This is a genomic window from Paenibacillus physcomitrellae (genome assembly GCF_002240225.1).
GTDB classification, from domain to species: domain Bacteria; phylum Bacillota; class Bacilli; order Paenibacillales; family Paenibacillaceae; genus Fontibacillus; species Fontibacillus physcomitrellae.
Map to the genome: position 1 here is coordinate 2,450,139 of NZ_CP022584.1, position 25,293 is coordinate 2,475,431.

At 49.3% G+C, this 25,293-nt stretch carries 26 protein-coding genes; 9 read left to right on the forward strand and 17 right to left on the reverse strand.

Translation table 11 applies throughout. The annotated features are described in order from the left end of the window. Positions 1 to 12 precede the first annotated feature (12 nt). The 3 genes from rbsD to CBE73_RS11140 are packed head-to-tail and all read right to left on the reverse strand — an operon-like array spanning position 13 to position 2,282. Positions 13 to 414 (reverse strand): D-ribose pyranase, encoded by a 402-nt coding sequence (gene rbsD / locus CBE73_RS11130; RefSeq protein WP_094094282.1) that lies wholly within the window; start codon positions 412 to 414, stop codon positions 13 to 15. Between the two features lies 1 nt (position 415). Continuing rightward, entirely contained in the window at positions 416 to 1,297 is an 882-nt protein-coding gene (gene rbsK, locus CBE73_RS11135) for a ribokinase (RefSeq protein WP_094094283.1), read from the reverse strand. Between the two features lies 1 nt (position 1,298). Then, positions 1,299 to 2,282 carry a LacI family DNA-binding transcriptional regulator gene (locus CBE73_RS11140; protein ID WP_094094284.1) on the reverse strand — a complete coding sequence of 328 codons (984 nt, stop codon included), beginning with the start codon at positions 2,280 to 2,282 and terminating at the stop codon, positions 1,299 to 1,301. A gap of 107 nt (positions 2,283 to 2,389) precedes the next feature. Between CBE73_RS11140 and CBE73_RS11145 the strand changes: the two genes are divergently transcribed. After that, positions 2,390 to 3,328 carry an endonuclease/exonuclease/phosphatase family protein gene (locus CBE73_RS11145; protein ID WP_094094285.1) on the forward strand — a complete coding sequence of 313 codons (939 nt, stop codon included), beginning with the start codon at positions 2,390 to 2,392 and terminating at the stop codon, positions 3,326 to 3,328. 163 nt (positions 3,329 to 3,491) lie between these two features. Here CBE73_RS11145 and CBE73_RS11150 read toward each other — a convergent pair whose 3' ends face one another. Beyond that, positions 3,492 to 3,989: a hypothetical protein gene (locus CBE73_RS11150; RefSeq protein ID WP_094094286.1), complete on the reverse strand. Its 498-nt coding sequence runs from the start codon at positions 3,987 to 3,989 to the stop codon at positions 3,492 to 3,494. A 117-nt stretch (positions 3,990 to 4,106) separates the two neighbouring features. Further along, positions 4,107 to 6,263 carry a heavy metal translocating P-type ATPase gene (locus tag CBE73_RS11155; RefSeq protein WP_094094287.1) on the reverse strand — a complete coding sequence of 719 codons (2,157 nt, stop codon included), beginning with the start codon at positions 6,261 to 6,263 and terminating at the stop codon, positions 4,107 to 4,109. A gap of 167 nt (positions 6,264 to 6,430) precedes the next feature. On the opposite strand from CBE73_RS11155, the gene CBE73_RS11160 reads away from it, so the two are divergent. The 3 genes from CBE73_RS11160 (at position 6,431) to CBE73_RS11170 (ending at position 8,308) form a co-directional block, all read left to right on the forward strand. Then, positions 6,431 to 6,802 carry an ArsR/SmtB family transcription factor gene (locus CBE73_RS11160; protein WP_094094288.1) on the forward strand — a complete coding sequence of 124 codons (372 nt, stop codon included), beginning with the start codon at positions 6,431 to 6,433 and terminating at the stop codon, positions 6,800 to 6,802. A gap of 16 nt (positions 6,803 to 6,818) precedes the next feature. Next, on the forward strand, positions 6,819 to 7,415 hold the full coding sequence (locus CBE73_RS11165; RefSeq protein ID WP_174704710.1) for a TetR/AcrR family transcriptional regulator: 597 nt from the start codon (positions 6,819 to 6,821) through the stop codon (positions 7,413 to 7,415). A gap of 191 nt (positions 7,416 to 7,606) precedes the next feature. Next, complete coding sequence (locus tag CBE73_RS11170) at positions 7,607 to 8,308, forward strand: SDR family oxidoreductase (protein ID WP_094094290.1); 702 nt, start codon at positions 7,607 to 7,609, stop codon at positions 8,306 to 8,308. Positions 8,309 to 8,464: 156 nt separating this feature from the next. On the opposite strand, the gene CBE73_RS11175 is transcribed toward CBE73_RS11170, so the two are convergent. The 3 genes from CBE73_RS11175 to CBE73_RS11185 form a co-directional block, all read right to left on the reverse strand. Then, entirely contained in the window at positions 8,465 to 8,659 is a 195-nt protein-coding gene (locus CBE73_RS11175; RefSeq protein ID WP_094094291.1) for a hypothetical protein, read from the reverse strand. Between the two features lie 171 nt (positions 8,660 to 8,830). Then, a complete protein-coding gene (locus CBE73_RS11180; protein WP_094094292.1) occupies positions 8,831 to 9,625 on the reverse strand; it encodes a GNAT family N-acetyltransferase in 795 nt (264 codons plus the stop codon). Positions 9,626 to 9,652: 27 nt separating this feature from the next. Then, the gene (locus CBE73_RS11185; protein WP_094094293.1) at positions 9,653 to 10,390 is read right to left on the reverse strand and encodes a GTP pyrophosphokinase; all 738 of its coding nucleotides are present in this window, start codon (positions 10,388 to 10,390) and stop codon (positions 9,653 to 9,655) included. Positions 10,391 to 10,562: 172 nt separating this feature from the next. Here CBE73_RS11185 and CBE73_RS22670 point away from each other — a divergent pair, with 172 nt between their 5' ends. From CBE73_RS22670 to CBE73_RS11200, 3 genes are all read left to right on the forward strand, one after another. Further along, entirely contained in the window at positions 10,563 to 10,739 is a 177-nt protein-coding gene (locus CBE73_RS22670) for a DUF4181 domain-containing protein (protein WP_157739521.1), read from the forward strand. Positions 10,740 to 10,807: 68 nt separating this feature from the next. Then, the gene (locus CBE73_RS11195; RefSeq protein WP_094094295.1) at positions 10,808 to 11,734 is read left to right on the forward strand and encodes an AraC family transcriptional regulator; all 927 of its coding nucleotides are present in this window, start codon (positions 10,808 to 10,810) and stop codon (positions 11,732 to 11,734) included. Positions 11,735 to 11,755: 21 nt separating this feature from the next. Then, complete coding sequence (locus tag CBE73_RS11200; protein ID WP_094094296.1) at positions 11,756 to 12,199, forward strand: GNAT family N-acetyltransferase; 444 nt, start codon at positions 11,756 to 11,758, stop codon at positions 12,197 to 12,199. Between the two features lie 285 nt (positions 12,200 to 12,484). Here the strand turns inward: CBE73_RS11200 and CBE73_RS11205 are convergent, their stop codons facing one another. Both CBE73_RS11205 and CBE73_RS11210 read right to left on the reverse strand, forming a co-directional pair. Beyond that, entirely contained in the window at positions 12,485 to 13,078 is a 594-nt protein-coding gene (locus tag CBE73_RS11205; RefSeq protein WP_094094297.1) for an NADPH-dependent FMN reductase, read from the reverse strand. Positions 13,079 to 13,372: 294 nt separating this feature from the next. After that, positions 13,373 to 14,245, reverse strand: coding sequence for an alpha/beta fold hydrolase (locus tag CBE73_RS11210; protein ID WP_094094298.1), 873 nt, complete (start codon positions 14,243 to 14,245; stop codon positions 13,373 to 13,375). A gap of 193 nt (positions 14,246 to 14,438) precedes the next feature. Here CBE73_RS11210 and CBE73_RS11215 point away from each other — a divergent pair, with 193 nt between their 5' ends. Next, complete coding sequence (locus CBE73_RS11215; RefSeq protein ID WP_094094299.1) at positions 14,439 to 15,011, forward strand: TetR/AcrR family transcriptional regulator; 573 nt, start codon at positions 14,439 to 14,441, stop codon at positions 15,009 to 15,011. A gap of 228 nt (positions 15,012 to 15,239) precedes the next feature. On the opposite strand, the gene CBE73_RS11220 is transcribed toward CBE73_RS11215, so the two are convergent. The 5 genes from CBE73_RS11220 to CBE73_RS11240 all read right to left on the reverse strand — a co-directional run bounded on the left by CBE73_RS11220 (position 15,240) and on the right by CBE73_RS11240 (position 20,942). Beyond that, the gene (locus CBE73_RS11220) at positions 15,240 to 16,094 is read right to left on the reverse strand and encodes a carbohydrate ABC transporter permease (RefSeq protein ID WP_094094300.1); all 855 of its coding nucleotides are present in this window, start codon (positions 16,092 to 16,094) and stop codon (positions 15,240 to 15,242) included. 3 nt (positions 16,095 to 16,097) lie between these two features. Then, complete coding sequence (locus tag CBE73_RS11225) at positions 16,098 to 17,075, reverse strand: carbohydrate ABC transporter permease (protein ID WP_094094301.1); 978 nt, start codon at positions 17,073 to 17,075, stop codon at positions 16,098 to 16,100. Positions 17,076 to 17,135: 60 nt separating this feature from the next. Beyond that, on the reverse strand, positions 17,136 to 18,557 hold the full coding sequence (locus CBE73_RS11230) for an ABC transporter substrate-binding protein (protein ID WP_094094302.1): 1,422 nt from the start codon (positions 18,555 to 18,557) through the stop codon (positions 17,136 to 17,138). Between the two features lie 394 nt (positions 18,558 to 18,951). Further along, the gene (locus tag CBE73_RS11235; protein ID WP_174704711.1) at positions 18,952 to 20,277 is read right to left on the reverse strand and encodes an MFS transporter; all 1,326 of its coding nucleotides are present in this window, start codon (positions 20,275 to 20,277) and stop codon (positions 18,952 to 18,954) included. Beyond that, a complete protein-coding gene (locus tag CBE73_RS11240; RefSeq protein WP_094094303.1) occupies positions 20,274 to 20,942 on the reverse strand; it encodes an isochorismatase family protein in 669 nt (222 codons plus the stop codon). Before CBE73_RS11240 ends, CBE73_RS11235 begins: the two co-directional genes overlap by 4 nt. 260 nt (positions 20,943 to 21,202) lie before the next feature. On the opposite strand from CBE73_RS11240, the gene CBE73_RS11245 reads away from it, so the two are divergent. Next, a complete protein-coding gene (locus CBE73_RS11245) occupies positions 21,203 to 22,126 on the forward strand; it encodes a LysR family transcriptional regulator (RefSeq protein WP_174704712.1) in 924 nt (307 codons plus the stop codon). A 208-nt stretch (positions 22,127 to 22,334) separates the two neighbouring features. On the opposite strand, the gene CBE73_RS11250 is transcribed toward CBE73_RS11245, so the two are convergent. After that, a complete protein-coding gene (locus tag CBE73_RS11250) occupies positions 22,335 to 23,501 on the reverse strand; it encodes an ROK family transcriptional regulator (protein WP_094094305.1) in 1,167 nt (388 codons plus the stop codon). A gap of 111 nt (positions 23,502 to 23,612) precedes the next feature. Further along, the gene (locus tag CBE73_RS11255) at positions 23,613 to 25,241 is read right to left on the reverse strand and encodes a glycoside hydrolase family 43 protein (RefSeq protein WP_094094306.1); all 1,629 of its coding nucleotides are present in this window, start codon (positions 25,239 to 25,241) and stop codon (positions 23,613 to 23,615) included. Positions 25,242 to 25,293: the final 52 nt, after the last annotated feature.

The window sequence follows — 25,293 nt, forward strand, 5'->3', positions numbered from 1 at the left end:
AACGGCTCCTCCTTATTTCCCGAAATTAACGCCCGCCTGCAAAATCACGTTTGCATACGGCTTGGCTTCACCCGTGCGGATCACGGCTTTGGCCCTGCGGGTCAGCTGCTTGAACTGCTCATGCGGGCAGTACTCCAGCTCGGCTCCCGCAAATTTATGTTTCATATATTGAAGCGCTTGCGGATTATCGGCTTCCATTTCCTCCGCCAGCACTACTTTCTCCACAACCATATCCTCGGCCACCGCATTGACGGTGTCTTCGAAGCTTGGCGACCCTAGCGTCAGCGCCAGGTCGATTTTGGGGACCCCGTCCGGAACGGGTAATCCCACATCGGCAATCACAATGGTATCGGTATGGCCGAGATCGGCCAGCACTTTGGCAATATGACTATTTAATATTCCCAATTTCTTCATCTTACATCTGCTCCTCTACCTCTTGGCGCTGCGGCATTCCGCCCTGTGCTCCGAAACGGGTCACGGACAAGGAGGCAGCACGGTTGGCAAAACGCACGCTGTCATAAACCGGTTTGCCTTCGGCCAGCGCCACCGCAAACGCCGCGTTAAACGTATCGCCCGCCCCCGTCGTATCCACCACTTCCACCTTGTAAGAAGGCACCAGCACTTCCTGCACGCCGTCGAAATAACGTACACCATTGCTGCCTTCGGTAATAAACAGCTTGTTCGGATATTTCCGGAGGGCTTCGGCTATGCTGAGATCTTTGAACAGAATCTTCGCTTCGTGTTCGTTTGGCGTGATGTACGCCGCATTGTCGATGACCTCCTGCGGGATCGGCCTTGCCGGAGCCGGGTTCAGCAGCAGCGGGATGCCCAGCTGTTTAGCCAGCCGGCTGACGTAAACCACTGTCTCTTCGGGAATCTCCTGCTGGATCAGCACCATATTCGCGCCGCTGAACGCGTCCACTGCCCTGGAGCTGATATAAGCCGGCGTTACCTCATCATTGGCGCCTTTCACAACCACGATGCTGTTGTCGCCTTCCGCCAGAATGATATGCGCGGTTCCGCTTTCGCGATGTGTAACCGGTTCCACATACGTTACAGAAACTCGGTTGCTCTTGAAGTTCTCCAGAATCTGATCGGCAAACTGATCGTCGCCCACGCGGCCCACCATCGTTACCTCTGCGCCAAGCCGCGCAGCCGCTACGGCCTGGTTGGCTCCCTTGCCTCCGGGAACCGTCTTGAAGCTTTCGCCGAGAACCGTTTCACCGGCTCCCGGACGTTTGGATGCCGTCACTACAAGATCTACAGCAGAGCTGCCTACCACTACGATATTTGCCATGTTATTCTTCCGCCTTTCTCGTCGTATCCCGTTCGGTAAACGTTACGGGCATTTGAATTGTAGTTTGATCAATAGGTTTATTCTCCATAAATGCTATCAGCAGTCTGGCAGCCGCCCTTCCCATATCGTAAGCAGGCTGGCGGACCGTCGTCAGCGAAGGGTTCAAAATCCGGCTGAGCGGCACATCGTCATACCCGATGATCTGCACGTCTTCCGGCACTCGCTTGCCCAGCCGCAATGCCTCATGCAGCACGGCTGCCGCCACGATGTCGTTGCTGGCGATGACCCCGTCCGTATCCGGATATTGGCTGAACAACTGCTCGGCCCAGGTTCCCGCTTCCATAAAGGAAAAAGAAGAAGTCTGGATGACATTGTACGAAATCCCCTGCTCCTTCAGCATATCCACGGCGCCTTTGTAACGGTCCTGTGCCGGACGGATATGTTTGGGTCCCTGCATGACCGTTACACGGCGGCTGCCCCGGGCTACAAGCTCGCGGGCGGCGATTCGGCCGCCTTCCCGTCCGTCGGAATAAACCGACGGGCTGTCGTCCACCGTCCGATCCAGAAACACCACCGGGATCTCCAGCTTCCGGTAGGTATCCGTGTCCGGATAGTTGGTGGAAGCGATGACGCCGACCACGTTATTTTGCACAAAGGTCTGGATGTATTCCTGCTCTTTATCCCGGTCCTCGTCACTGTTGCCGAAGATGATGCGGTAATCGTTCTCCTGCATTTCATCCTCCACCCCGCGGGCCAGCTCAGGGAAAAACGGGTTCGTGATATCCGGCAGCAAAAGGCCGGTCAGCTTTGATTTTTTCTTATAAAGAGATCTCGCGACCTCATTAGGTGTGTATTGGAGTTCTTTGATAGCGGTTTCAATATTGCGGCGGGTATCTTCATGGACATAACCTGTTCCGTTGATCATCCGCGACACCGTCGCTACCGAAACGCCTGCCTGTTTAGCTACATCTCGAATCGTTGCCATAGCTGTTCTCTCCTTGTTAGGAAACACCGTATGGAACCGGTTACACAGTTAAGATAACATATCGTTTGAACGTTGGCAAGAGGGGGGTTGAAAGCATAATTTGGAAAATGTTTAAATTTATCCGGAGGCCGGTAAGCCTGGGCCAGCTCCTGCGTGATAAAATAAACGGAGCACCGGGCAAGTTGATTACATGGTACTTTTTTAAGCTCAAGGAAACAACGGACAACAACAATAAAGGAGAGTGGGCAAGCATGAACACGGAACTGAAAATCATGTCTTTCAATATACGCACGCTGCACGGGGATGATGGAACGGTTAACTGCTGGGATAACCGGAAAAACCGGGCCGTGCGGGTGATCGACGCTTTTGCGCCGGACGTCGTCGGCCTGCAGGAAGCCTACGAGGCTCAAACCGATTATCTGCTGAAGCACTCCCGTCTGCCATACCGGTCTATCGGCACCTCCAGACTCGGAGATACAAGCGATGAATACGTCAATATCCTATATCGGACGGATAAGTTCGACGCCGTTCAAGCGGGCCAGTTCTGGCTTAGCGAAACGCCGGATGTCCCCGGCAGCCGCAGCTCTCTGGACTCCGACTATCCCCGCATCTGCACTTGGGTTCGTTTGCAGGCCAAGGACGGCAGCGCTGATATTTATTATTTTAATATCCATTTCGCACTGAAAGAGGCCGCCCAGGTTCAGGCCGCCAAACTGATGCTGGAGCGGGTCGGGCAGATTGCCGGTTCAACCGGACTTCCAGTCTTTATCGGTGGAGACTTCAATTCCACGGAACAAGGCGAAGCTTACCTTCTTCTGCAGGGCTCCGATTTCACCGATACCTGGACGCAGTCGGGGCAGGATCTGGCTGGTACCTGCACCTTCGGCAATTACACAGGCGATACGGACGGACCACATATCGACTGGATTTTTCAGCGCGGCGCGGGTCCTGTGAAATCGATTGTCATCAACCGCTGGAACGAAGACGGCCTCTACCCGTCGGATCATTATCCCGTGGAGCTTACGGTTGAAATTCCGGGGCGGTAGAATAACCGGATGTCCTTTCTGTCCTGCCCCGTTAAATCCGAACTTTTCCTATCGGCCAGCTTAGAAACCGGAACAGAAAAGAGCCGCTGGCGGAACGAAATCCGCAGGGGCTCTTGCTTTTTTTTCCTCTTAATCGTTTCGGGTCAAAGCCTGCTGAAGCGGGTTAAGTAACGTTCGCCCCAGCGTTATTGTCGTGTCTCTTCTGAATCTCATGCACGCCCATAATGACCGCCACCAGCTCATAATCATTCAACAGCTCGCTGGAATTGCTGAGTTCGTAAGCGCTCGCCGAAAACCAGCCGCTCACCTTGGCGAACCGGGCTACGACGCCGTAATCATTGACGACCTCATATTCCTTGGAGAAAGCCGGGGATAAAATATCGTACTCCCCCCTCCCGTTCGTTTCGTAGGTGTATTTCTTGCTGAAGAAGGTAAAGCGGCTTCTCAGCTTGCCCAATGTATTTCCGTGGACGTCCTGAACCTCCCAGCGGCCGGAGAAAAAGGGGAATCTCCCGCTGCATACTTGTACGCCATTCCCGTAAACCTCAATCGACGATCCAAAAGCGCTCTTCAAATTCAGATAACCAACCCGCTCATTCCGTTCGTTCAAAATTTCCGTTTCGCCGGCATTAAAAAAATTATCGCGGAAATATAAGTTCATCAGCCTCACCTCCATATATCCATCATAAATATATAAATAAATATATAAAGTTATACGAAAGCCCTGAGCTAAGGTTACATTTTTATCCAATAAACAGGCAGGCCTATCACTCAGCAGTTAAGCGGAATGCAGCACACGCATCGCATTCATCACAGCAAACACCGTGACACCGACGTCCGAGAAGACGGCCTCCCACATCGTCGCAAAGCCGAAAGCGCCCAGCAGCAGAAAGACCGCTTTTACACCGAACGCAAAAATAATATTCTGCCAGACAATCCGCCGCGACCGCTTGGCAATCCGAATGGCATCGGCGATTCTGGAAGGTTTATCGTCCATAATAACGATATCCGCAGCTTCAATCGCCGCATCCGAACCCAGACCGCCCATTGCGATGCCAATATCGGCCCGGGCCAGCACCGGCGTATCATTAATGCCGTCCCCGACAAAGATGACCTTGTCTTTAGCAGACTTCCGCTCCATCAGCCGTTCTATTTGGGCGACTTTCTCTTCCGGTAAAAGCTCGCTGTGAACCTCGTCGATGGCCAGCTGACCGGCCACGGCTTCGGCCGTGGCTTTCAAGTCGCCCGTCAGCATCACCATTCTCTTGATGCCCAGCTGTTTAAGCGAATGGATCGCTGAAGCCGCATCGGCTTTGATTTCGTCCGCAATAACTATATAACCCGCATATTGTCCTCCTACAGCGATGTGTACGGCCGTACCTGTAATATCAGGTTGGACAAACGAAATCTTTGCCCTCTTCATCAGCTTCGCGCTGCCCGCCAGCACCTTGTTCCCTTCAACCGCTGCCTCAACACCAAAGCCGGAGATCTCGTTCACTTCGCTAACGCCCCACTCCTGCAAACTTCCCTGAAAGGCGTTTCGGATCGATTCGGCAATCGGGTGATTGGAATGCAGCTCCGCATAAGCCGCATATTTGAGCAGTTCCTCTTGGGCCCACCCTTCTTCCGGAACAATCGCCGTGACCTGGAAAGTCCCTTGAGTCAGTGTGCCGGTTTTATCAAAAACCACATATTTCACGGCATTTAAAGCCTCCAGGTAATTGCCGCCTTTAACCAGCACCCCCTGCCTGGATGCTGCACCAATCCCGCCGAAGAATCCCAGCGGAATCGAAATGACCAAAGCACACGGACAGGAAATAACCAGAAATACCAAGGCACGGTACAGCCAATCCGAGAATTCGGCACCGTCCATCACAAGCGGCGGAACCACGGCCAGCAGCAGGGCCAGAGCGACAACAAAAGGCGTATATATCCGGGCGAACCTGGTGATAAAGTTTTCGGTCTTTGCCTTCTTGCTGCTCGCATGTTCTACCAAATCCAGAATTTTGGCCACGGAGGATTCCCCGAATGTTCGGGTGACCTCCACCGTGATCATCCCGTTTTTGTTGATGAAACCGGCCAGCACCTCCTGTCCTGCAGTGACCTCTCTTGGCACGGATTCACCGGTTAACGCGGAGGTATCCACCCTCGTGCTGCCCTCCCTGATGATTCCATCCAGCGGTACCTTCTCGCCGGGCTTCACCAGGATATAGCTTCCTGCTCCTACCTCTTCAGGCTGGACACGTCTGATTTCGCTGCCGGCCTTCAAATTTGCAAAATCCGGCCGGATATTCATCAGCGAAGTAATCGATTGGCGCGAGCGGTTGACGGCCAGCCGTTGAAACAGCTCCCCCACCTGGTAGAAGAGCATGACGGCCACTCCCTCCGGGTATTGGCCAATAGCAAATGCTCCAAAGGTCGCCACGGACATCAGGAAATATTCATCAAAAATCCGGCCTCGACCCATATTCTTCAGCGCCTGCAGAAGAACATCGCCGCCGATGAGCAGGTAAGCTGCCGCAAACCAAAGAAACGCTAACCAGCCCGAGAAATCCGCCAGCATACCTGTGGCTGTAATCAAGGCACCGGCTGCAAGACGAAAGATCAGGATCTTGCCAATGACTTGGCTAATAGACGAGCTTTTCCCTTCGGATCGACCGGAGCTGCCGGCTTGTTCCCCGCTTCCATTCCCCTCCTTCAACTGCAGTTGAATTCGAGGCTCCAGCTTTTTAATGGCTTCAACCGCAGCTTCCCGAATTCTCCCCGTATCCCCCAGTGCGGTTTCTAACGAGAGGGTTTGGGTCATATAGTTGACTGAACAGTTCGATACCCCAGGAAGCCTACTCACCCCATCTTCAACCTTTCTGGCGCAATTGGCACAGTCCAGACCGACCAGCAGGTATTGCTGTTTAACGGTTTCCTTGGCTTGCTGCATCTTTACGGCACCTTCCTTCGCTTCTAACGCTAATATATGAACAATTGTTCATATGTTCTTTTATTATTATATTCTTGCCTTTCTTTTGCGTCAATGAATCGGTATAATTTGATGAGAAATCATCAAGCTTGAAGAATCTGCATTTCTTAATATGGGTAGGTGAGATTATGAAATATGAAGAAATAACGGCAGAGGAATGCGATCTTACCTGCAACGGAACGGATGGTAACCTGCAGACGGTGAAATCCGCTATGCTGAAAGGAGACTCTGCCGTCCAGATGGCTGATTGGTTTAAAGCATTCAGCGATCCGACTCGGATCAGAATCGTAGATGCCCTACGGCAGAAAGAGCTTTGCGTTCATGATTTGACCGTGCTGCTGGAAATGGGGCAATCCGCTGTCTCTCATCAGCTGCGTTATCTGAGAAATTTACGAATCGTAAAGCGGCGCAAACTGGGGAAAACCGTCTTTTATTCCCTGGATGATACGCATATTGAGCAAATTTTCGTACAAACCCTTCAGCATATTACGCACGAATGAAAAGGAAGAGATAACGATGGCGAGACCAAGAGAATTTGACCAGCAGCAGGTGCTCGATAAAGCGCTGGACCTGTTCTGGAGCAAAGGATTCGAGAAAACGTCCATTCAGGACTTAGTGCAGCATACCGGCGTTCATCGCGGCAGCCTTTACGATACATTTGGCGACAAAAATCAGCTGTTCGCAGCGTGCCTGGAACGTTTCCACGCGCTGTATAAGGATCATCTGTTCCTGATTTTGAAGGAGTCCGGAGAACCTCGGGAAATTCTTGAACATTTTTTTGATGAGCTGATCAGTGTGGCTATGAATAACGATGACCAGCGCAGAGGCTGCTTTATTACCAATACCTCCATGGAATTGGGGTCTGTAGATACGCAGATCTCTTCACGTATCGGAATTTATTTTCAAGATATGGAGGCCCGCTTTAAGGATTTCCTCCAGCGTTCCCAGCCATCCGGTGCTCTCAATGACAACTTAAGTATCGATGAAATGGCGCGGTTTCTGCTGAGTACAAGACAAGGATTATTGGTGCTGGGCAAAACGTCGCCGGACCGCAGCCTATTGGAGGATGCAAGCAAGGTCGCGGTCTTCGCGGTCATGAAACCGAACAAATAAAATACTTGACCGATCGTTCTTGAATGAAGTATCCTATCTACGTGGCCGCTAAGGCTAAACTTCATTTAATTTAAGAATGGTTGTTCTTTAATTGACGAACTTATATCTCTGATTCTTATGGGCGCCCCTTAAGCATCAGATTCTTTTTCCTCGATTTAAGAACGATCGTTCCAGAAAAGGAGATCATCATTATGGACATTTCGAATCAAACCGCTCTCGTTACAGGCAGTAACCGGGGATTAGGCAAGCATTTGGCGCTTGAGCTTCTGGCCAGGGGAGCTAAGGTATATGCAGGAGCAAGAAATCCAGCTTCGGTAGATATACCGGGAGCCATCCCACTGCAGCTGGATATTACAGATCCTAAGTCTGTAGCTGAAGCAACCGCAGCAGCGGGAGATGTGACGCTTCTGATCAACAATGCCGGCGTATCTACGGGCGCCTCCCTCCTTACAGGCGACCTTGCGGATATCCATCTGGAATTCGATACCCATTTCTTCGGCACACTGTCTATGATTCGGGCTTTCGCACCGGTAATGGAGAAGAATGGCGGAGGCTCTATTCTGAATATCCTATCCGTGTTGTCATGGCTGAGCTTAGGGAGTTTAGGCGCGTATTCATCAGCCAAATCGGCAGCATGGGGATTGACGAACGACCTGCGCTTGAACCTTGTGCCCAAAAATATCAGAGTTGCTGCACTCCATGTAGGTTACATGGATACGGACATGACAGCCGGCATTACTGCGCCTAAATTAGCCCCGTCGGATATCGCCAAAATCGCGGTCGACGGCATGGAAGCGGATCTCTATGAAATTCTGGCCGATGAGCTGAGCAAGCAGGTTCAGCAGGGTCTTGCCGGGGGCGTTGCTGCGCTGTATCCGGGTTTGTCTAAATAAGGGGAGCATTCTGATCTGCCCCATCTTGAACTTGAACTTGAATTTGAACTTGAACAGCCCGACACCAATAAAGGTGCTTCCCCCCTTGCGGAGGAAGCACCTTTGCTGCATAGAACCAAACGGCCTGATCAGCCTGTCTCACAGATTACAGTGATTTCAATATTCAATTTCTTTGACATTCAGCAGCGATTCAACAACGGCTTTGTCCGTTTTAATCTTGCTGCCCGGGGTCTGGATTTCCGGATCATGTTCGCTTCGTCCCTCTTGCGGCTCTGTATAGGAATGATCACGCATGGCATCCTGCCCGTTAGCTTCAAACGGCTGCCCAGATTTCTGCCCAGATTCTGGCATCCTGGATTCTCCTTTCAGGGGAGTTTCTCTTGTTCATCCTAGTTACGACGCTACTTATTATTTACCCATTCCCATCCAGTCGATGCATCACTCATAAAAATCAAAACAATCCCACAGCCGAAGGCCGCAGGATTGCAAAGGATTGTGAAGAATTGCGTAGGATTCTTTTCTCTAGGCTTTGACCCAAAATGATGTTATAAACACTTGCTCAAAGCCAAGCAAACGCATATTCTCATGGCTGACAGAGCCAAACTCCACATCGGTATATACCGATTCTAAGCCCAGCCTTGCTGCTTCAGCCAGACGGTGGGCAATCAAGGCCTTCTGACAGCCCCTTCCCCGGTATTCAGGGAACGTGTAGTCATTGGCCAAATACCCTTCCTGCCCATGTGTAAATAACGAACCTATCCCTGCAATTTCTTCATTAATATAAGCCAAATAGTTCCGAAAATGAGGCCGTACAAAATACGGTTTCTTCCGCTCAAGAATTTCCGGGGACACCCCGCCCATTATTCGGCTGATGCTGTTCAACAGATCGTCGGCCAGCTCCTCATCAACGAACCTTATCTTTACGGAAGCTGCCGGAGCAGTCCGAATGCTGCCGGGATCCGCTTCGAGAAAGGTGAGCTGCTCCGCGCATACAAAACCCTTTTGATACAGGGCACCGCCAATCTCCCCTGTCATCCGCCCCGGCGAGATGTCAAAACAAGGTACGAGATTTCTGCTTTCATATGCCTGCAGAATCAGATCCAGCTTATCCAGATCCGAGGGGCCAAAACCTTTCACGCGGTTATAATACATGGATTCAGGTTCCGTCGTCTCCATGAGCAGTATAGAGTTCCCTATCTCAAGAAGCTCTGGTTTCTTGTCGGACAACGCAAGAGCCCTGGTGGCATTAAACTGGTTCAAACGCAGCTCCATCGCCTCTATTTGTTGAACTTTACGCTCAATTCCTTCTGTCCGCATGTTATCGTTATCCTCCGAATCTGTCCGTTACTCACCCAGCAGCTTCATAAAGTTTGCAGGCAGCATAAACTGCTTGTCGTTAATCATGATCTTCTGCAATTCCTCGGCTTCCGCTTCACTGTTCGCATCCTTCACTTCCTGAATTTCCCGCTGCAGCCGCTCCATCTGATGATCCAGCGCATTCGCCGATTCGGCCGCGGCTTTCAGCTCATTCAGCAGATTCTCTGGGACAGATTTGCTGTATTTGTAGAAAATTTTATGCTCCAGGCTGGCCCAGAAATCCATCGCAATCGTGCGAATTTGGATTTCGACGCATACATGCTCGCAGGTATCGGACATAAAAACAGGAACCTCAACCAGCAGATGCAGGCTGCGGTAGCCGTTGCCTTTGGGGTGCTGAATATAATCCTTGATTTCGAGCACCTTCAAATCATCCTGCTTCTGCAGCATGTCGCTGATGACATAAATATCGGAAATAAACGAGCAGGTGATCCGCAGCCCGGCGATATCCTTGATATTGTCACGGATGCCGGACAGGGAGAAATCGTGATTCTTACGCAGCATTTTATTCATAATGCTCTCGGGCGACTTCAATCTGGACTTCGTATGCTCAATCGGGCTGTGATCATGGAGCGCCTGGAACTCTTCCTTCAGGATGTCGATCTTCGTCTCGATTTCATCCAGCGCAAACTTGTAAATCAGCATAAAACGAGTAATTTCATATCTGAATTTCTTTAATTGATCGATTTGTGTCAAAGCATTCATCTTCAAATATCCCTTCTGCTTCTGTCGTAACCCTCTAATGTAACTATAGCTTAAAACAGCAGGTGAGTTCAATTTTGCCAATGAAAAACAAATGTCAGATACAACCGGTTATAAGTGGTATATTTTGGGTTCGATTGGCTTTATCATTCCCGCTATTGTTGTTATCTGAATTTTGGATTTTAACGAACCACAACCCTTATTCACATTCTTCTTAACCTTAGGTTTTTCTTTTCGTGCTTTAATGGAGTCGAAATATATCAGGGAGACAAGGCGCCATTTAGTGTCATGTGCTGAGGCCGTTACATCGCTAATATTTACTGTTCTCCTGCTATTACTTCGCATTTCCTAAACTCTTGCCTAATCCTCCGAAAAATCGTAAAGTGAAAACAAGATCACGCCATGAGAGGAGCAAACCCTATGGATACAAGATCCTTCACTTATGGAAAAGAGCTCGCGGAGCGCATCGGCCGTTTCACCTCGGAGGATGGGATAATCTCCACAGCCATTCCCGGCTTGACCTTCATCTGCCACTCCCAGGAATTGGAGAAGATCTATTCCGTCTATGAGCCCTCTTTGTGCATTATCGCCCAAGGCTCAAAAATCGTGATGCTTGGTGCGGAAAGCTACCGGTACGATCCGAGCAGCTATTTAACCACGTCTGTCCATTTGCCGATTATCGGCCAAGTGATGGAGGCTTCGCCCGAAGCCCCTTTTTTGAGCCTGCGGCTCAATTTTGATACGGAGCAAATTCTGGATGTTATCCAATCCTCCGGACCGGCCCTTAAGCCCAAACGGGAAACACAGCCGGAGCGGGGCCTTGCGGTCAGCCGGATGAACGAAGCTCTTTATGAAGCGGTTCTGCGTTTGGTGAAGCTGCTGGACTCCCCTATCGACATTCCGGTGCTCGCTCCTTATGTCATTCGGGAGATTCTGTACCGGCTGCTTCAGAACGAACACGGCAGCAGCATTCAGCAGTTTACCCTGATCAGCAGCCACGCCCAGCGTATCGCTCAGGTCATCGAACGGATGAAATCCGATTTCACGCAGCCGCTGCGTATGGATGAGCTGGCGGCGGCGGCGGGAATGAGCGCCTCTTCCTTCTTCGCTTATTTCAAAGAGGTGACGGCCATGAGCCCGCTCCAATACCAGAAACAGCTGAGATTGCAGGAAGCGCGACGCCTTCTTCTCTCGTCGCAGATGGACGCCGCCGAAGCGGCCTTTCAGGTCGGCTACGAAAGCGCGACTCAATTCAGCCGCGAATATGCGCGGTTCTTCGGCCAGCCGCCGATCCGGGATATTCGCCGGTTTCGAAGCTCGCTGCAGCTTACAGAATCGTTATCTTAGTCATAAAGGAAGTGTACCCTGTTGGAATGGACATTGAAGAGCTTCGAGCAATTAACAGGAGCCGAGGTCTACCGCATTCTTCAATTACGTGTGAATGTGTTTATGTTGGAGCAGAACTGCCTTTACCCTGAAGTGGATGATAAAGATCAGGCCAGTCATCACCTGTTCCTGGAAGCAGATGGCAAGCTGGCCGCTTACTGCCGGCTGCTGCCGCGCGGGATCTCTTATCCTCAGGCTTCGATTGGCCGGGTGCTGGTCAATCCTCCTTACAGGGGACGGGGTCTGGCCCAGGAGCTGATGACCCAGGCTCTCGCTTTCCTTACCGGGGAGTGGGGAGAAAGCGAGGTGAAAATCCAGGCCCAGCATTATCTGGAGAAGTTTTACGGCTCCTTCGGCTTCCGGCCTGTTTCGGACGTTTATCCGGAGGATGGCATCCCGCATGTGGATATGGTTTTGAGGCTCTAAAAGCAGCTACACCCTTTAGAAGGAAAAGGCACATGCTTACCGCGGCTTGCCGGCTGCCGATTCACTCTAAAGGGTGTTATATCAAAGCATGAGGCTTTTAGGGCCTCATGCCATAGATTTTTTACTGTTGTTTCAATTGTTGTTGCACTTGTTGTTGCACTGCTGTTGCACTTGTTGCTGCACTGTTAGTTCGACTTGTTGCTGCACTGTTAGTTCGACTTGTTGCTGCACTGTTAGTTCGCTGGTATTTCACTGTTTGCTGCAAGGATCGGTTTCCTCTGCTTCTTAGCGCAAGGTTTTCAAAGCGCCGCTCCAGGCAATAACCTGATCGAGCATGAGGTTGACGTTGGCCGAATGCAGCTCTTGCGGTTTGAACACCGTACCATTCTCGAAATCAGTGAACAAAGAAAGTGTAGGATGAACACGTACATCCGCAATCATCAGTTCGCCCATAATCCCTCTTAAATGTTCAGCTGCACGCGCACCGCCGGTCGAACCATAACTTACGATACCTGCCGCCTTGTTGTTCCAAGCTTCGCGTGCGAAATCCAGGGCATTCTTCAAAGCTCCTGTAATGCTGTGATTGTATTCCTGTACGATGAAGACAAATCCATCCAGGCTTGCGAGCTTCTGATTCCAGGCGGCAATGCCCGGTTCAGAACCGTCCGTTGTACCCAGGAAAGGCAGTTTGAAATCCGAAATGTCGACAATTTCATAATTCGCGTCTCCGCGTTTGTCGGCAATCCCTTTCACCCATTCCCCGACCTGCGGGCTGACTCGGCCTTCACGTGTGCTTCCCAAAATAATACCGATATTCAATTTAGCCATGACCTGTTCCTCCTTGGAATTTGTTCCGAATAGTTTGTTCCAGAAACCCATTACGCCACCACCTCTATAAACGACTACGCCCTTCCCCCGTCCTTAAACGGCTGGAATGAACTTTGAAACCAAACATCTTGTTTCCATTTGTCATTAAGTTACTTTATGTAAGTTATTATATTTTTAATATTTGGTTCCGTCAAGTATGCAATTATTTAAATGTAATGGGATTACATTTTGATTGTCCAATTTATTTGGAAAAATAGAAGCGGCCAAAGTTATTTTGACCGCCTTTGCTGAAGTTATACGAACTACCGAGGGGAACAGACAGGTCTGTACACTAAAGGGAGTACCCTAGAGGGAGTTCACTAACCGTTTAGCCAGAAAGTTTTGAATAAGGCTGACACTCAGCTCCAATTCTTCTTCAAGTGGAAAATGCCCCGTATTCAGCAAATGAACCTCTGTATCTTGCAAATCCCTTTGATAGGCAAGTGCCCCCGCCGGCCCAAAGAAGATGTCATTTCTCCCCCAAGCAACTAACATCGGCGGTTGAAAAGCCTTGAAGTAATCATGCCAGAGCGGATATTGCTTCAAATTATTTTGATAATCATAAAAGAGCGCCAACTGAATATCAGCGTTCCCAGGCCGATCCAGAGTCATTTGATCCATGTTCCATGTATCAGGGCTTATCTCTTCAGGATTGCGGGTTCCGTTCACATATTGATATTTCGTTAGCTCAGGCGTCAGTAATAGAAGGACTTTCTCACGGATTGTACGATCCTCTGGATGGATCCAAAATGCACGAATCGGGTCCCAAGCCGGTTCAAGTCCCTCTTCGTAGGCATTCCCGTTTTGCGAGATGATGGCCTGAATTCGCTCAGGATGCCTGCTCGCCAAACGAAAACCTACCGGAGCGCCGTAGTCATGAACATAAAGGCTGTATGAATTCAGATTTAATTGTTCCACAAAATCGTTGATCAGATCGGCAAGGTTGTCGAACGTATAAGTAAACTCCGAAATGGATGGCTGATCGCTGTTCCCAAAACCCGGATAGTCGGGAGCAATGAGGTGGTATTCGTTCTCCAGTTCTCTGATAAGGTTTCGGAACATATGGGAAGATGAAGGAAATCCATGTAATAAAAGAAGAGTTGGATTCTCCCTGCTGCCCGCTTCCCGATAGAAGATATTCAAACCTTTAACTTTAGCAAATCTGTATTTTACCGTCATAACCCTCACCTTTCCGTGATTGATTTTGGATCCCCAACCAGTTGTGACCCGGTGTCCATATTATACATACAGGTCTGTATAGTTTCAATGGTTTTTTTAGCACAGAATTTCTATTTGCCATTCGTTTTCTAACTAATTATAATATATAGACCGATCTGTATAGTTATGGATTCTTTCGAATGGAGGACATCAGGTGGCTAACAAAAGTAAAAAAGAACATATTCTGCAGGTCGCTTCCGACTTGTTTAATAAACAGGGAATTCGCGCAACCGGCGTAGATCAGGTTGTTTCGGAATCCAATGTGGCCAAGATGACGTTATATAATCATTTTTCATCCAAAGATGACTTGGTGTTGGCTTATATGATGAGACAGGATGAGCAGTGGAGGAAATGGTTCGAGTTCGAGGTCAGTCAGCGCGGAGCAAGTCCAAAGGAGAAGCTGCTTGCTGTATTTGATGTGCTTGGAGAATGGTTTAAGCAATCCGAATTCAATGGCTGTACATTTATTAAGACTGCATCCGAATTTCTGGATCATGCCCACCCTTACTATGAGGCGGCCCATCGTTATAAATCCTATCTTCGCAAATATATCGCTTCACTGATCGAGCCAGCCCCTGCATCTAATTCCGAAGCGTTAGCGGGCGGCTTGTATCTGCTCGTGGAAGGCGCCATTACGACTGCCATGCTGCAAACGGATCCTGAGCCCGCCCTTCATGCTCGCGAAACCGCCCGGGTTCTGCTTGATCATTTCCTTCCTGCCCATTAACGGTTAAGAGCCTTCGGCTAAAAGTTAAGGGCATCCAGGCAGCCCCCCTTCCCTCTTCATCCTATACTTTCTTAATATTATTAAAGAAAAAAATACACTATGATATGCGGATAACGCATCCATAGTGTATTTTTCACAAAATCGAATGAATTTGGATAGCCTTGCTAAACCGTTCAATGGGTCCCCAAAACCATCTCTTACTTATGGTTCTTAGCTGCGCCTGAAAGGTTATTCTTTCACGCCGCCCAAAGCTACACCCGCGATAATATAACGGGATAACAGGAAGTACACCACGAACAGCGGTAAAGCCGTCAGAGCCAGGCCTAAATAGATGGAACCGAACTCTGTCTTGTAAATATCGCCGCGAAGCAAGCTGACCATGATCGGCATGGTATACTTATCCTTCTGAGTCAGGAGGATCAGCGGCATGAACAGGTTGTTCCAGTTTCCAACGAAAGCAAAGATCGCTTGTGTTGCTACAGCCGGCATCATCAAAGGCAGAATGATCCGGTTGAAGGTGGAGAATTCACCCGATCCGTCTACGCGGGCTGCTTCTACAATCTCGAGCGACAACGTTGCGAGCAGGTACTGACGCATGAAGAACACGACAGCCGGAGCCGCAATGGCCGGGAGAATGAGCGGCCAGTAACTATTCGTCCAATGCAGTTTATACATGAACTGATAGAAGCCGATGGCGCTGGCCTGATAAGGAACCATCATTACACACATGATGAAGGTGAAGAAAGGCTGGCGCATTTTCCAGTTGTAGGCCACAAGCCCGTAAGCCGTCAAAGACGAGAAATAAACGGTAAAGACTGTTGCTGAGGTTGAAATAATAAACGAGTTCAGAAACCCTTGAATCGGATCAAAGCTTTTATCCAGCAGCACATGAAGGTTCGTCATCAGGTGAGTGGATGGAAGCAGTGAAAGACCGCTTTGAATCTCCGGCGTTGAACGCGTGGCGTTGACAAACATAATCCAGAACGGAAGGATGCTGAGAATCGCCAGGAAAATGCAGACGATATAAATAATCGTCTTGCTGATTCTTCTACCGACGACTTCGCTTCTTGGAGCTTTTTCCATGGATTACACCTCCCGCGCAGCTGCTTTGGCAGCCTTTTCACTTTTGTTAATATTTTTTTGAGCTTTTCTGAGTTTAGCCGCATCACGGTCACGCATCAGGTAGAACAGTAATCCGGCCAATACAGCTGCAATGACGAACATAATCATACTTGCCGCTGCTGCGCGGTTATACATATAACTTCCCTTAAACGCTTGCCCGTAAATAAACATGGACGTGGTGAGCGTAGAGTCATCCGGTCCGCCTGCCAGGAACAGCTGCGGAATATCGAACATTGTCAAGCCGCCAATCATCGATGTGATCAACGTATACAGCAAGATGGTACGCAGGCTTGGCAGCGTAACCTTGAAGAACGTTTGGAACCCGTTGGCACCGTCAATCGCCGCCGACTCGAAGAGAGCCGGGTTGATGCCCATAACGCCCGCGACAAGGACGATCATCGTATTCCCGTACCACATCCAGAACTGGATAAACGAAACTATGCCCCGTGCTGTGGTCTTATCCTGAAGGAAGAAGACCGGGGCATCCGTCCATCCCAGCATTTGAAACAAGCTGTTTACCGGACCCATAGGGTAGGCGAACAAAGAACTGAAAAGCACTGCAATTGTACTCGCAGTGATAATATTCGGCATATAAAGCAAAACCTTGAACGCGCCTTGGCCCTTAATGTTAAGACGTTTGTTCGTGAACCACGCCGTAAGCAAGAGAGCAAGAACGATCTGTGGAATAAAGTTCGTAATCCAGAGCAGCGCTGTATTGATTAGAGACTTTCTGAATGAAGGGTTATCAAAGAGCAGATCTTTGAAGTTTTGAAAAGGGTTATCCAGAATATGAATCGGTTTTGGAATTAAGCCCTTCATATCCGTAAATCCGATGACTGCTGTGTATAAAATCGGATAAAGTGAGAAAATCAGAAATGCCAGGACAAACGGTAGGGTAAAAATGTAGCCATATTTCGAATAGTTGACACCCTTGCGGCGCATGCTCTCACCTCATTTATTGGAGGAAGGGGCGGGGATTACTCCCGCCCCTTCTGCTCCTTCTTATTCGCTGTCGATGCCAAGCTGGTCTTTAACTTGCTGCTTGAAGGTTGCGATTGCATCGTCACGGCTCTTGTTACCCGACGTGTATTCGCGAACCTGATCGCGCCAGAGCTTGTTAATCGTTTCGTCGTATTGAGTCAAGTTCTTACCGGAAGCGTTAGCGTTAGCCGGTACGAACACGTCAAACATGTTTTGTCCGCCGAGGAGTGGAACTTCACCGTTAGACTTCGACATGACTACGGAGGAAGCTACGCTGTCCTTTGTGCCTTGCTCGCCTTCCTTGATTGTGCCGTTAGCCCAATAGTATTGGAGGCCTGTTTCGGAAGTATCGAGTGTTACCCACTTGATGAAGTCTGCAACTGCCTTTTTCTTGGCTTCGTCCTGAACGACGTTCTTGTTCGCCAGCAGCCAAGTGCCTCCCCAGAAGAAGCCGGTTGGCGGCTCTGTAACTGCCCAGTCGCCGTTTGTATCTTTCACTTGACCGCTCATTGTGTAGTTGATCAGCCAAGCTGGACCAAAGAAACCGAAGATTGGCTTAGTGCCGGAACCGGACATGTCTGCGTACCAAGCTTCTGTCCAGTCCTGTGTATCGTTGTGATAGCCGTTATCTTTAAGCTTCTTGGACAGATCCAGGAATTCTTCACGTTTAGGATCGATATGGAGCTTGCCGTCTACGATCCAGCCTTTCTCAGAGCTGTTCTCGATCGGGTGCCAGATGTCGCCGTCACCGGAGACAATGCCGTAGCCTTTAGCTTTCAGCTTGGCTGCTGCGTCGAAGAATTTATCCCAGCCAGGTCCGATTGCTTCCTTGATTGTAGCCGGATCATCTGTTCCGAATACATCTTTGGCAATCGAGCGGCGATAGATGAAAGCACCGCCTGTTGCTTGGTAACCGAGACCTTTCAGTTGGCCGTCAGTGCTGGTGCCGATATCCACTGAATATTGGGCGATACCTGCGTCCTTCACCATTTGGTCGTCCAGACCCAAATCGGAGTAGTTAGCGGCATAAGTAGATGCATCGCCTTGTGTATACTTGAGAACGAACGCTGCTTCCGCTGCGTAAATATCAGGAGCATCTTTGCCGCCGGCAGCAAGTGCCTGGTCAAGAGCCGGCTGATAAGCGCCGTCGGTAGTTGCGATTACCGTTGTTTTGAACTCTACATTTGCATCTGGATGCGTTTCCAAATATTTAGTGGTCATGTTTGGAATCTCATCCGTGAAGCTCCAAAGATTAATCGTGACCTTCTCACCACTTGAAGTCGAAGCCGTGCTGTTGGATGAAGTTGAAGCATTTGAACCATTGGAACCATTTGAGCTTGCGCTTGATGAATTTGAATTGGAATTTCCGCCACACGCTGCGAGGACCGTTGTCATCAGAAGCATTGTTGAGACCCCGGCTAAAACACGTTTCATGCGTTTCATATTTTGCCTCCCCTTTTTTTGATGCTTTGTTTTTGTAACCGCATTCATAATTATAGATCGTAAGTCCCTGCTGCATAAGGAACCCCTATTGGGGAAAATTCCACTTTTTTTGGGTGGTGATTTGGATAGTGATTGCAGAGAAAAAACAAAACAACGGCAGACAGGAGCAAAATCCTCCTGAATGCCGCTGTTTTGTTTTTCTTTTATTACTACCGGAATATCTGCCACGCTTCGCCTTCTTCAGGCTGCCTCTTTAAAGTACAAAAATCCAGCTTTATCTCAGAATAGTCCGGCTCGTCCTACTCAAACTCATAACCGAACTTTAGTTTTATCTGCGAAATGGCGACCTTGTTTCGCGATGTCATTTCAGTCATGCTTCTCCCTCAAAGCTAGTTTAACCGGCTTCAATGGCAGCAGACTGCGGGTGCCCGCTAGCCTGCGGCTCGCGTCCAGCCCGGATTCGGGAAGGTGCCGTTTCTTTAAGGAACAGGCACAGCAGCAGGCAGACTACGATGCCGCCGATCGCGAGCAGCAGCGTATTTTCGATGCCGTAGTTTTTGGCAATAAAGCCGGCCAACGAAGGGGCTACGCCGCCGCCGAAAATTTCGCCGACACCGATAATGACACCAGCAGCCGTGGAGATCAGCGGAGCCGGAACCGACTCGATCGTGATGGTGCCGGACAGCAGCGGCAGGCATCCGTTGCAGCCAAAGGCAGTCATGAATAACAGGGCGAACAGTGCCATCGGACTTGCGCCCGTACCGATCAGTATGCCGAGCATGACGAGGGTCAGCAGCATGGCGCAGAGCGTAACCGTCTTGCGGCCGAAACGGTCGGACAGACCCGGAATGGCAAGCTGGCCAAAGAAAGCTCCGAAGCCGATTGCGGAAGTTATGAAGCCCATCTGCGTGACGCTGAGCTTCAGATAATCCGTCAGATAAGAAGGAAACATCGAGCCGAGTACAAAGATACAAGTCATCGCCCCGCACAGCGCAAACATACAAAGCAAAATGTTGCGGTGGCGGAAAATTTCGATAAACCGGGGTTTTCCGCCCGGTTGTGCAGCAGCTGGTGAAGCGGTCAACTTTGGCGCTGCGACAGCGGAAGAGCCAGAATTAACAGTGGATACTTGGGGTTCCCGCACTACTTTATATATGAAAAAGCCCACGATGAAGCCCGGTACAGCGACAATAGCAAACACCCAATGCCAGGATGGAACAAATCTGAGCAGCTGCGTGGCGATGATCGGTCCGAAGCCGAGGCCAAACAGCGCAAATGTACTCTGTTGTAGACCCATGTTGAAGCCGCGGCGTTTTTCCTTGGATACCTCGGCTGTTACGGCTACGCTTGCAGGACTGAAGGAGCCCTCCGTCACGCCCATGACGGCACGGATCAGCAGCAGACTGGCCAAACCTCCGGCGAGCCCGGTCAGAATCGACAAAAGCGAGAACAAAATAATAGAAGGAATAAGCACTTTTCGCCGGCCGAATTTATCGGATAGACTTCCCATCACAATGGAGAATACACCCCAGGACAAGCCAAGCACGGCGATAATATTGCCAAGATCCTGATAATCCAGGTGCAGGTCTCCCATCATCACCGGAAACATCGGCGTAATGATCCAGCGGTCGAGCCCGACAAGACCAAAACCCATAGCCATCAGAAGGACAACCTTCCATTCGTATGCGGTGCTGCTGTTTTTCACCGTTGGTTTGCTCATACCGGAACCTCCTCTTCACTCTTGTTATGAATGCCCGACAGGACCTCCCCTGTAGACATCACCCGGCCAAATACACTGCCAATGGTATCAAGCGTTGCCTGATGTGCGGCCTCGTTCAGCGCGCCTGTGGCATCACTGACAAAAACAACCTTGAAATCCCGCATAAAAGCGCTTCTTGCGGTTGATTCACAGCATACATTTGTGACGGTGCCGGTGATTATCACGGTATCTGCCATTCCTGTCCCGCGGATGGTCCGTATAATTGTTTCAAGATTGGTATTGTAAAAAGCATCATACCGATGTTTGGTAATAACCGGTTCATTAGGCAGCGGTGCAAGCTCCTCCACGATTCCCACACCCGGCGTGCCCGCGCGCATACCGACCTGCTTCAGCAGCGGATTATAGGCGGTCTCTAGCGGCGATACGTCGTATTGGTCATACAGCTCATGTTTCGTATACAAAACGGGAATCTGCTGTACACGGCAAGCCTCTATCAGCTCTTGCATCCGGGGAATCCGGCGGCGGGCCTCGGGCACTTCCATGGGTGCTCCTTCGAGCACAAAGTCATTCTGCATATCAATAACAAGCAAGACGGCCCTTGCGGGATCAAAGGCCCACGGCAGGGCAGCAGAAGGATTAAAATTAGATGGGGTATGGGAACTCATGAAGCTTCACTCGCTTTCCATTTTCTATTCGAGTCCAAATGTTAATTTTCATAACATATGTACTCGTTCCTATGGATGAAACTATAGCACAGAGCGAATTCATGTAAGATATACTGTTTTTTTATAGCCTGTTTATGAAAAAAAACGCCCTTGATCCATGAACACCGGTCAATTGTGTCAGATAAACTGCCTCAATTTTTTTTTGTATGTATGGACGACAGGAAAGAAAACAGGCTATGATACATATAGAGGTGATTGTCATGGATATTGAAGGACTACAGGCATTTGTCGCGGTAGCGAGAGAGAAAAGCATCTCCAAGGCGGCGCAGGCTCTGCACACGAGCCAGCCGGCGCTCAGCCTGCGTATTCGCCGCATGGAGGAAGGGCTCGGCTTTCCGCTGCTCGCCCGCAATTGGAATGGCGTCCGGCTTACGCCTCAAGGCTACTACTTCCTGCCCTATGCCATCCGGCTTATCCAGGACCTGGAGGACGCTTCTTCCGTGCTGACCAATCCGTGGGGCGAAGAGGTAAAACCTCAGTTTGAGGAGGTAACCGGACATGGGGACCGTCTGCTGATCGGCATGGATACCTGGCTTGCTCCCAAATATACGGCTCCCATTCTGCGCGTACTCCACCATTCCTATCCCGGCGTCAATGTCCGGTTCGTCACGCGGCCAACTGAAACTATCCTTGACCTGATCGAATACCGCAGTATTCATCTTGGAATTCATTACCATGAGCTCTCACGCCCTGCTCTCCGCACGGCTCCGCTGGCAGAGGACGACACCCTGCTGCTCGCTGCACCGGATGTCGAACGGTCTATTGACCCCCAGTTAGACGCGCTGCCGGATCTGACACTGCCTTTTCTTCTGTTCGACAATCCCGTCCTGTTGTCACACCGCTATGTCACTACGGCAATGTTTCAGAGATTCGGTATCAGCCGTATTCGAGTCGTCGACGACCTAAACGTGGCGGCAGCGCTAGTTGCCGAAGGCCTGGCTTATACAATGCTCCCCGCTTCAACTTATGCGCCGAGCTTCCGCAGCCTTGAACCTGCAATCGTCTCCCGGAGCCTGCACGGCCTAGTGCCTCCCTTGCCCATCCGGGCGGCTTATGTGCACGCAGACGACGATCCTTTTGCGGAAATTATCCGCTGTGTGATAGAGCATATATCAGTCGTGTAATTTGCCTCTCCTTTTTTAATATTTTACTCTTAGTAATCGTGCACATAATCGTAATCCACATTGCCTAAGAAATTAGTACCGGGAGGATTTTATACTTTCTTGGAGTATATGAAATTATTTTTAAACATAAAAAAGGCAGCCTATTGGCCGCCTCTAAATTTTTCTGAGAAATTATGCTTTACGTTTTTGAATCAAATCCCATCCCCCATCACTTCGTAAAAGACAAATCATATGATTCCAATCCTAGAATTTGTCTGGCCACCAAAGAGACCCCGCCTAACAGCGTTAATTCATGAATATGGTCATCCAGCGAAATAATTTGAGTAGGTCCAAGCGGCTCCAGAGCCACATACTCTTCATTAATTCGGTCCAATAAAGATGGGAAATGGGCAATAAAACGGGAAGAAAGGAACACCGCATCCGGGGCGCTGTATTGAATAGAGTTATAAGTAATTTGCGCGATGGCTGTGACCCATTGCTCCATAATCGAGGTAACTTCGGGATCCTTGTTCTCCATCAAAGAAACAAAGTCCTCTAAAGTGAAATTCGGTTTATTTTTGAGTTGAGCAATCCGGTCCAGCACGGCTTTCTCCGAATAAATCTCTTCAAGACGGCGGTATTCCTTATTTCCAGTCATGATGATCGAACGCCCGATTTCGCCGGACAGTCCATTTAAACCTTTATATAAACGCCTGTCAATAATCGTGCCTACACCTATTCCATTATGAATGTTGATAGCCAGAATATTATCGAACTGCACCTGATGGGCATGCTGGTAGAAATCCCGGATGTAAATCGCGGTGAGATTCGCCTCATTTTCGATCACAACAGGAACATCTATAAGCTCCTTCAACGCCTCGATTAAATCAAAGGTTTCGAAGTCCAGAAACGGACTGTACAGAACCAGATTATTCGACACCGGGGCATGAACCGCTATGGCGATCCCGATCAGTCCATTCAGAGTGTTATGATGATTCAAATTTAAAATGATATCCTTCATCAAAGCGAAAATATCTTTCACTTTGTTCGTATAGATCTTAATCGAATCCTGGTGAATGAGTTCCCCATTGATATAATTGACAGAGTATTTCAAATGCTTAACGCCCATGTCAAACGCCAAGACCAACCCGTATTTCCGGTTAAAACGAATTAAATTGGGTCTTCGACCGCCAATATTGGACGCTTCTCCTATCCCCAATTCTTCAATCAAACCCTGCTCATGCAGCTCACGAACAATAGAAGAAACCGTTGACTTTTGGAGATTGATTTTATCCGCAATTAAACTTCTGGATGTCTGATCAGTATCAAATAGAGTTTTTAATACTAATTTTGTGTTATTTTCTCTCATAACTTCCTGATCAGTTTTCTTAATCATCTGTTTATGTCCCTTTCAAATGTTGTTCATCCCACCATAGAAGTAGAGTCTATTTAGCAAGAAACAGTTGAAAGCGCATTCTTTCAACTGTTTCTTAGTATTACATTTGATTTAGTTTTTTTCAAGCTCTTTATAGATAAAATAGTCGAAATCTGCCGGCAGCTCATAACCGGAATAATCCACATTAGCCATGCCTACAAACGCGCCCGTAAAGAAACCGCCGTAGGATTGAACGACATAATCATCGGACAAAATGGCCGCGTCGAGCGTGACCTCAATATCGGTCCAATGCTCATTGTCAAAGGAATAGGCATACGTGTAGGTTTCTTTTCTCACTTTCACTTTGAAGTGTACATACGTGGCTTCGTCAGGCACTTTAATCGCTTTTTCCTTCAGGAAGCTGGTGAGGACTCCCCGGTCGTTCTGCGTAATTTCAATGACCCGTCCGTTGATTTCGTTCCAGGTAACATGAATCATAGACCAATGACCGGTATTATAGTAATTCACAAGTCCAGCCATCTGCTGGAAGGTATAAGGCGAATAAGCAACGGATGTTTGGGCGTCGAAATAAAAGGACTGCCAGCGCCGTGCAACCAGTGCCTGCTCATGTTCATTGGTTAACGAACCTTTGCCGTACAAGCGCAAATGCCCCGGCTTTTCGGTAAGAGAACCTATGGACGGATCAAAAGGAACACGCAAAGTATTGAAATTAATATTCAGCTTATCCGAATCAAAATGATCCTGCTCCGGATAAGTAGGCTCATATTTCGTTTCAACGGCCCCTTTGGGCGCTTCAACAAAACGTCTTCCCTGCTTGCCGCCTACAATATGAGGCCATTTATCCTCATCCCACTCTACCTTCTGAATCGCCGTTTCTCTGCCTAATGTGCACCAGCCACGCGGATCGCGGATCGATTCGTTCTCCCGGTGCCATGGGCGGCCCGTCAAATGGGCGAAATACCATTCGCCTTCCGGCGTTTCGACCAAGGCACCATGACCGTTCTTCTGCAGATAGTTATCCGGTGAATCAAATGCAGTCAGGAACGCCTCGCCAGGCTGGGTTTCATAAGGACCAAACAGCTCCTTCGACCGGGCCACCACCTCCTGGTGGGAATAAACGGTCCCTCCTTCTGCGCAGAACAAATAATATTGACCAAATAATTTATAAATATGAGGGCCTTCTACCAGCTTCACATCGGTGCCTTTGTAGATGATCCTACCGGTCTCCGGAAGCATTCTCTGCTCTTCCACCGAATATTCTGTAAGTTTAATGCCGTTAAATGGATGATGATATTCCCGATGATCCCATTCCATCTGAACCAGATACTTTTTCCCGTCGTCATCATGGAACAAAGAAGCGTCGAAGCCTACACCATTCAGCTTGATCGGATCGCTCCATGGACCTTCAATACTCTCGGCAGTCGTCAAATAGTTGGTCATGTCCTTGAAGGCGCCTTCCGTTACCTTAACATCGGTATACACAAGCCAGAACTTGCCGTCCGCATAAGATAAATCCGGGGCCCAGATGCCGCCTGAATCCTTATTCCCTTTCATGTCCAGCAGCGTTGTTGTGGAGAGCGGATGAGCAATCAACCGCCAATTCACCAGGTCCTTGGATTCATGAATTTGCACGCCGGGAAACCATTCAAAGGTAGAGTTGGCAATGTAGTAGGTGTCGCCTACCCTAACGATAGATGGATCCGCATTGAAGCCTTTTAACACTGGATTTTCGATTTGCATGTGAAACCCTCCTATTACATGAAATATGGTGATAAGTCAATATCTTCTATTT